This window comes from Streptomyces sp. NPDC051561, from assembly GCF_044454195.1.
Classification (GTDB): Bacteria; Actinomycetota; Actinomycetes; order Streptomycetales; family Streptomycetaceae; genus Streptomyces.
In genome coordinates this window covers 24060-31811 of sequence record NZ_JBITDM010000042.1, presented here as the reverse complement: position 1 = coordinate 31811, position 7752 = coordinate 24060, and the positions used below count along the sequence as shown (strand labels likewise).

General features: G+C 62.0%; 6 protein-coding genes and 1 pseudogene. 5 read left to right on the top strand and 2 right to left on the bottom strand.

The features are described 5' to 3' along the window. A pseudogene (locus ACIA73_RS40650) lies at window positions 1–86 on the top strand (IS5/IS1182 family transposase); the annotation flags it as partial. Between the two features lie 723 nt (window positions 87–809). Here the strand turns inward: ACIA73_RS40650 and ACIA73_RS40645 are convergent. After that, a complete protein-coding gene (locus ACIA73_RS40645; protein ID WP_399444050.1) occupies window positions 810–1613 on the bottom strand; it encodes a hypothetical protein in 804 nt (267 codons plus the stop codon). A 262-nt stretch (window positions 1614–1875) separates the two neighbouring features. On the opposite strand from ACIA73_RS40645, the gene ACIA73_RS40640 reads away from it, so the two are divergent. The 4 genes from ACIA73_RS40640 to ACIA73_RS40625 all read left to right on the top strand — a co-directional run bounded on the left by ACIA73_RS40640 (window position 1876) and on the right by ACIA73_RS40625 (window position 7333). Then, window positions 1876–2571, top strand: a complete 696-nt coding sequence (locus ACIA73_RS40640) for a hypothetical protein (RefSeq protein WP_399444049.1) — start codon at window positions 1876–1878, stop codon at window positions 2569–2571. 29 nt (window positions 2572–2600) lie between these two features. Further along, on the top strand, window positions 2601–4043 hold the full coding sequence (locus tag ACIA73_RS40635; protein WP_399444048.1) for a ParB N-terminal domain-containing protein: 1443 nt from the start codon (window positions 2601–2603) through the stop codon (window positions 4041–4043). Beyond that, window positions 4040–5863 (top strand): DEAD/DEAH box helicase, encoded by a 1824-nt coding sequence (locus ACIA73_RS40630; RefSeq protein ID WP_399444047.1) that lies wholly within the window; start codon window positions 4040–4042, stop codon window positions 5861–5863. Before ACIA73_RS40635 ends, ACIA73_RS40630 begins: the two co-directional genes overlap by 4 nt. A 141-nt stretch (window positions 5864–6004) precedes the next feature. Further along, window positions 6005–7333, top strand: coding sequence for a DNA cytosine methyltransferase (locus ACIA73_RS40625; RefSeq protein WP_399444046.1), 1329 nt, complete (start codon window positions 6005–6007; stop codon window positions 7331–7333). On the opposite strand, the gene ACIA73_RS40620 is transcribed toward ACIA73_RS40625, so the two are convergent. Continuing rightward, a complete protein-coding gene (locus ACIA73_RS40620) occupies window positions 7283–7732 on the bottom strand; it encodes a very short patch repair endonuclease (RefSeq protein WP_399444045.1) in 450 nt (149 codons plus the stop codon). The two genes, ACIA73_RS40625 and ACIA73_RS40620, sit on opposite strands and share 51 nt — an antisense overlap. Between the last annotated feature and the right edge of the window lie 20 nt (window positions 7733–7752).

Here is a 7752-nt window from a genome sequence, read left to right as displayed (position 1 = left end):
GGCAGATCTTCCGCAGATCCCGCATCAGTCCCAACCGCATGAGCGTCATCACGAAAGCCGTCCTCACCCTGGAGAGGCAACGCTGAAAACGCTCACTGAATCCAGGCTCCGCACCGTTCTGCCATTCCAGGCGGAGCCGGCGGAGCTGAGCGGACTCCGTCAGGCGGTGAGAAGGCAACTGATTCTCTGGGGAGCCCTTGCGGCGACTGATGAGGCGCTGCTGGTGGTCACGGAACTCGCGACGAACATCATCAAGCACGTGGGGGAGGGGGCGGCAGCCACTCTGGTGCTGGAGTCGACCCCTGGGTGCCTGCGTGTGGAGGCCCACGACAAGAGTTGGGTGATGCCCGCTATCACTACGGCCCTATGTGACGACGAGTGTGGGCGCGGTCTGCATCTCCTCGCCGCCATAGCGGCGGATTGGGGGACGGTCCTAACGGCCACTGGCAAAGCGGTCTGGTGCGAACTCACGCTGGAGCCGTTGCCTCAGTGCCGACGGTTGCAGCGGGCTGCGGCGGCGCTGGAGGGGTATCAAGAGGTGGGGGCAGGGGTGGGTTCGCCCAGCCCGCATAGGCGCACTGCCTTGGAAGACGCCGCGACTAGCCTGATCGCCGATCTGCTGCACTTGCTCGCTGCCCAGGGCCGCGACCCGGACGCCGTTCTGGATCAGGCGCAGGTGCACTTCGAAGCGCAGGCGGCCTGAGGGGCCGGGTGTGCGCGGAGGTGCCGAGCCCGGCGGAAATGCCTGATGGTGGCCGAGCGTCTCCATTGCCTCCAGGCGCCTAGCGGGCTGGCATCAAGTGCTTTCCTCAGGCGCCTTGTTGGGTCGCTGAGCGCAGTACCGCTTCGGCGTCTCCGCTCATGCCCTGGTCGTGGAGCGCCAGCGCCACCTCGATGATCTCGGAGTCAGTGCGTTCATCGCCGTAGATGTGGATCAAGGTGTCGGCGAGCTGAGTGTCCCGCTCTGCGCGCAGGACGGCTATCGAAGCTGCGCTCTCCAGCGGGGTCAGGGCTCCCGCTGTGTCCATGAGCATCGCGAGCGCCGCATCCCTTTTGCCCCGGTAGTGGAGGATTGCTGCTGATTTCGCGATGTGTTTGGCGCCCTCGATATCGCTTCTGAAACGCCGCCGGTCCCCACCGCGTAGGGGGACCGGCGGCGGCGTTGAACGCTGATGAGCGCTCGCCAGCGATTGGAGCAGGCCGGCCTGCTCCTTGAGGAGAGTGCCATTCTCCTTGCGGAGGGTGTCGTTCTGGCGCCGGAGATCCGGGCATTCCTTGCAGATGCTTGAGGTGGGCTCCGCTTGGTCGTGGGCTTCCCAGACCTCCTCCAACGTGAAGCCGACGCTGGCGGGCTTACCTGCCGCTTTTGACGCTGCCGCGTAGAGAACCTCCCCGAAACGACGGTCTGGCACCACGCGTCCATTGAAATACCGGGACAATCCGCCGCGATTGACCGCGTACCCGTGCTCGGTCAGCAGGAGTCGTTGCAATGCCCTCAGCGAGGGGGCGACCGGCCGGATGTGCTGGTACAGGCTCTTCAGGGTTTCCGCCAGTCGCCTTCTGCCGTCGGGCAGATCAGGGCTGATCTGTGTGCCTACTTCACCAGCGCGCATCGAGTGGTGACTCCTCCGTGTTCACATGCATCGCCGGTGAACCGGCGGGCCTCGGGAAGCGGGGTCCTTGGGGTGTCGTCCAATAGCCGTGCAACACCCATTGTCCCTGGACTTCGAGTCGGTCTTCGTCGTGAACTGGTGAACAGCCCGGGAGGTGCCTGGGAGTACGTCGCTAGTCAGGTTTGCGCAGGGGGGCAGTCGTCGTTGGCTGACGGCTGGCGGTGCGTGAGTCCACGGACTGGCCGAGAGATCGGAGACAAGGGTGTCGCTGCCTTCTTGGGATGACGGGAAGCTCGGTGGAAAGATCCGTGCGGCGCTGTGGCTGTTGACGGTGGTCGGGACGGGCAACGTCTTCACTAAGTCCGAGCTGCGAGAGGCATTTCCGGGGGAATCGCAGATCGACCGAAGGGTGCGCGAACTCAGGGATCTCGGTTGGGTGATCGAGACCAGCCGCACCGACTCCTCGCTGAAGCAGGAGGAACAGCGCTTCGTTGCGATGGGCGCGGAAGTCTGGATTCCGGGCAAGGCCAAGGCCGCTAAGCACAAGAACAGCCTGACTGCCGTGCAGCGGTCGAAGGTGATGCTGGCCGACAACTTTCTCTGCCGTACCTGCGGCATCGGCGCGGGCGAGCCCTACACCGACGGTGCCCTGAGCGGCGCACAGCTGAATGTGGCCCGGCGGAAGGTCATGTTCGAGCACGGGGCTGTTGGTTACGAGCTCGTCACTGAATGTAAGCGCTGTGGCTCCGGAGTGGAGCGAGAGGCCGACCTCGGAAAGCTGCTCGGTCAGGTGGCCGGCTTCACTGATCTGCAGAAGCAGGTGCTGCTGGGCTGGATCGCTTCGGATCAGCGGAAGCAGGGAGAGCTGGAGAAGTTCTGGGGGGTCTTCCGGACGCTCCCAGCGCCCACTCGGGAGGTGCTCCGGGACGCGCTCTCCGGTGACGACGAGCAGTCCTAGTCGGTGCGACACGAGGGATAGAGGGAACAGTGTTCTGGGAATTTCAGGCGCCGCCGCGCGCCGACGAGTTCAGTGAGCTGATCAAGAAGAGGCTGGCGGAGGTGAAGGACTCTGGCGGGACCAGGGAGACGGTCACCGTCGACTGGAACAACCAGGCTCTCCATGTAGAGGTCATTGACCTCACGCTCGACAGCCTCTACTTCAATCCGGGAACACATCGGATTCGCGCTCAGCGCAGTCATGACCCCGTTAAGGACGCCGGGCTCAAGAGCGATCCGTGGAGTGCAGAGAGTCAGGAGTACCTGCAGACGCTGCTTCAGGCGAACCCGGAGAAGCCGAGTGAACGGGACCCGGAATTCGACAAACTCAAGGAGAGTCTGCGGCAGTTTGGTCAGAACGACCCGGGCTTGGTCACCCACCATGGGGTGCTCGTCAATGGAAATACTCGTGCTGCGGCTCTGATTGAGGCTGGCGAGCGCATGATGCGCGTGGGAGTGTTGCCGGCCTCGTTTACGTGGGCGGACATCAACGCGGTCGAGCTGTCCCTCCAGCTGCGCAAGGATCACAGAAGGGACTACTCATATATCAACCGGCTCCTGGCGATGGAAGAGCAGGCCGGGCTTGGGCGCACGCCCGAGCAGATTGCCAAGGAGTTCCGCATCCAGGTGAAGACCTACCGCCAGGAACGATGGATTCTCAGCACCATTCATGAGTTGATCGAGAGGAGCCGGGTCGGCGGGACCGCACTGCGCTTGATTGATTTCGAGGGTGACCAGGAGAAGCTCAAGGAACTGGAGCGCCTCCACGGAAAGATCGTCCTTGTTGAACCTGACCAGGCTGAAGTCATCAAGGAACTGCGATTCGCTGCCATCCTGCTCGACTTCGCCAAGACGGATGTCCGGCACATCGACGAGCATTTCATCGAGGCTGACTACCTGGCCAAGGCTCTTCCGCCGAGTCTCGTCGAGGCAGGAACTGCTGGCACTGCTGACGCGACGGAGGGCGGTGTGACGGTTCCAGGCCTGGGGGCTGTCGTCGCCGGCCCGCCCTCGCCCGTCGCGGCGGCACGCGCCCTCACAGATCAGATCCTTAGGGCGAAGGCCGTGGCTGGTGCGAAGGCTGGCACGGACCTTGCCGGGGCCGACAAGCAGAAGGCAGGTGCGATGTTCGATGACGTACGGAAAGCCTTTGACGAAGCCATTGATGCCGCCGGCCGTGACGCTCGTGTGCGCAAGCGCAAGCAGCTCGCTCCGGCCCGGTTGGCGGATGCTTGCGCCGCTATTGACCAGTGTGTGACCGATCTCGTTCAGGCCCGTACCTCACGCAGCCTTGATGAGGAAGCGTTCGACGACGCGGTAGTCCTGCTCCGGCGGAGCCTCAGCAAGCTGGCCCAACAGGCCGGCCGTATCCAGGGAGAGCCCGGCGACGGTGTCTCTTGGCTGGTCGAGGCTGTGAGTGGGACTCGCCCGTGAGTAGTTCCTCTAGTGCGCAAATCTCTTTGCGCCTGAGCTTTGATGAATCGCGCACCAAGGTGATCCTGCGGGCTTCGGATGGGCATCGCGGGGATCTCGTGCAGCTGGCCGCCCGTTTCCGAACGGGCGGCCAGGTTGGACCGCTGGCTGCGTCTGTGGAGCTGGGCGACCTGCTGGCGGGCGTGGACAAGCTTGCAAGCTGGCCTGATCCCGGAGGGGTTGACTGGGCGGAGGATCTCAAGGGGCTGGTCCTCAGCAACCTGCAGGACGTCCGAACTGTCGAACAGCGCTTGCAGTCGCCTGACCGTGCTGATTCGGTTCTTCCTGAGGATGTCAGCCACTTGCTTGGTGAGGAGTGGAAGGCAGAGCTCGGCGAGTTCCAGCTCCGGGACATAGCGAAGATTCTCTCCCTCCAGCATGGAGCGAATTTCAGTGTCCCGGGTGCGGGGAAGACGCGTTCGGCGCTCGGTGTCTACGCTGCTCAGAAGCGTATGGGACTGGTCAAGAGACTGCTGGTTGTATGCCCGAAGTCGGCATATGAATCATGGCAGTTTGAAACAGCGGCCTGCTTTCGCCACGCATTGCGTCCGCACATTCTCAATGGGTCGATGGACGAATGGGCGGAGGTCCTGATTGTCAATTACGAGCGGTTGGACCGCTCGTTGTCGACGCTCGCTACATGGCTCAAAGCTGAGCCGTCCATGCTGATCCTCGATGAGGCACATCGGATGAAGCTGGGCGCACGGGGTACTTACGGCGCCGCGTGTATGACCCTCGGCCCGCTGGCGCGCAGGCGTCTGATTCTCACAGGAACCCCAGCCCCGAACGGTTCGAAGGACCTGGAGAATTTGCTCGGCTTCGTGTGGCCTGGACATGGTCAGCGATCGGTCGCCCGGGCCGTGGCCGGCGGGAACCTGGCACAGGCGAGTATCGCGCTCAAGCCGCTATTTACTCGGACTACCAAGCTCGAATTGGGACTCCCGCCGGTCGAGCTGCGGATGCGATATGTCGATATGCCGCCCGTACACGCAGAAATTTATGGCGCTTTGGCTGGAGACCCGGAACTGCGGGCTTCCGGTGAGGATCTCAGTGTCCTGGGGAAGACCGCGTTGCGAATGCTGATGGCTGCGACCAGCCCCGCGTTGCTGCTGGAGGGAGGCAGCCGCTACGAACCTCTCGCGTATCAGCTGCCAGCCCTGCCCGTTCCTCAGGGGCGATCTCTTCTCGCCCTCATGCAGGATCTGCCGGACTACGAGCTATCACCGAAATACAAAGAGGCTGCGGCGATCATCGCGGAGAATGCCGCCCAGGGTCGAAAGACCCTACTCTGGACCACCTTCGTACGTAGCCTCACCACGCTCGAACGTCTCCTGGAGAAATACTCCCCCGCCGTTGTCTATGGGGGTACCCCGGACAGAGAGGAGCAACTTCGTCGTTTTAGGGAAGACCCTTCCTGCATGGTGCTGATTTCCAACCCGGCGACTCTGGGAGAAGGGATCAGCCTGCATCAGGTCTGCCATGACGCTGTGTATGTCGATCGTGACTTCATGGCGGGCCGGTTCCTTCAGAGTCTTGACCGTATCCACAGGCTCGGCCTCGCCCCTGAGACCGAGACTCGGGTCACCGTGCTGGCGGTCCGGGATACGGTCGACGAGGTAGTGGAGGCCCGCCTCGACCAAAAACTGGACTTCATGGCGAAGATTCTCGATGACCCCTCGGTTCAGCAGCTGGCTGACCTGCAAGAGGAGCCTGCGATCGCGGCAGGGCTGTCTGAGGATGACGTCGAAGCGCTCCTGATGCACCTGCGGAGGGCGCAGTAGCTCAGCCTGGTGGCGGTTCGGTGAGCTCCTCACAGGGGCCGTCACCAGGCTGAACTCCGAGTGTCCTTGTGAGTGGTGAGATTCGCTGCTAGGTCTGCGAGACTTGAGCAGCTATTTCGCGCCACACACGAGGAGCCACCCATGACCGCCCGGCGAAGGCGACCGAAGTTCGATGAGCCGCTCATCTCGGTTGAGATCTGCGCGGGCGCGGGCGGCCAGGCGCTCGGGTTGCACAACGCCGGCTTCGATCATGCGGCGCTTGTGGAGTGGGACGGAAATGCCGTCGCGACTCTCAAGAAGAATATTGGAACCTGGAACGGGTGGGATAAGCGAAAGATTGACGCCCTGGAGCCTGGTGATGTGAGGGATTTCCTTAAGTCTCCAGGGTACGAAGTGCTCAAAAACGGGAAAAGGGTTGATCTCCTCGCCGGCGGTGTTCCTTGCCCGCCATTTTCGCTGGCGGGAAAGCAGCTGGGGCCAGAGGATGAGCGGGATCTTTTTCCTGAAATGCTGGAAATCGTAGAAGACCTTCGCCCGCGTGCGATCATGATTGAAAACGTCCGAGGGATTCTGGAACCTCCCGAGGTATTCATTGATTATCGCAGAATGATCGTGAACAAGCTCCATGGGTTCGGATATGATGTTCCGCTAATCGATGAGCGCTGGTCAGTCTCTCGTCAGAATGAAGAGATGAAGCGGGTGTGGAGGCGCGTCGACGCGAAGTACTTTGACGTACCGCAGTTGCGGCCTCGGGCGATTTTGGTAGCGGTTCACAAAGATGTTGAAAAATCGGAAAATTTCTCCTGGCCACTGAAGGACCTCAGGGGGACTTCTACGGTTCTGGATAAGCTCCATACTTCGATGTTGAAGCGGTGCAAAGAATACTGGAATTTGAACTCTCGCGGAGAACCTGCGAGTGCAGGTGAAAAATCTGGCCAGGATGTTTATCAGGGGTGGCATGGCAAGGCGCTAGATGCCTTGAAGGGTACTGCGGGCGGGGTGGCGCCTACGCTGGTCGGGGGCTCGCGGAAGCATGGGGGAGCCGACCTCGGGCCAACTCGGGCGAAGAAGGCTTGGGCTGTTCTGGGGGTGGACGGGAACGGCGTGGCGAATGATTCCACTGAGTGTGACCCTGGGCGGGATCTTTTTCGGCCCGATGGCCCCATGCTAACCGTCGAGCAGGCTGCGATCATCCAAGGGTTCCCGCCGAAATGGAAATTCCAAGGACGGAAGACCGCCCAGTATCGCCAGGTGGGCAACGCGTTCCCCCCTCCCGTCGCTGAGGCAATCGGGCGAGCCATCGTTGCCACTTTGCGACCCGAGGTACGCAGTGAGGTGTTGAAGGACTACTCGATGGAAGAAGGATTTGTCGTCGAGGTTAGATCTGAACAGTCAGAACTGCCATTCTCTCTCTCCGAATCAGAGGTTTCTCCTACTGATCACTGTCGCGGCGATCTCGTCGGCGCATGATTGAGATGGCTCGTGCTCCCAATAGCGGAGCACGAGCCATCCTGCATTAGTCAACCTGCGGTTCGTGTCGCGATCCCGCTCCATGTTCCGCAGGACCTTCTCCGACCAATAGCCGGAGTTCGTCTTGGGGGGAACGTAGTGCTCTGGGCATCCATGCCAATAGCACCCGTCAATGAACACGGCAACTTTCACGGGGCGGAACACGAGGTCCGCAGTCCTGCGTAGTTCAGGAACTGGGCGTGCGCAGACGCGATAGCGGAGCCCCTTTGCGTGAATCAATCGCCGGATGAGCTGCTCGGGCTTGGTGTCACGCGCTCGAATCGCCTGCATATTTCGGCGCCGTGCAGCGGAAGAAGCCCAGGAACCCTCGGGGGCGATCCACTCCTCCTTCTGTGGCATACCCCCGAGGTTAGCCCGGG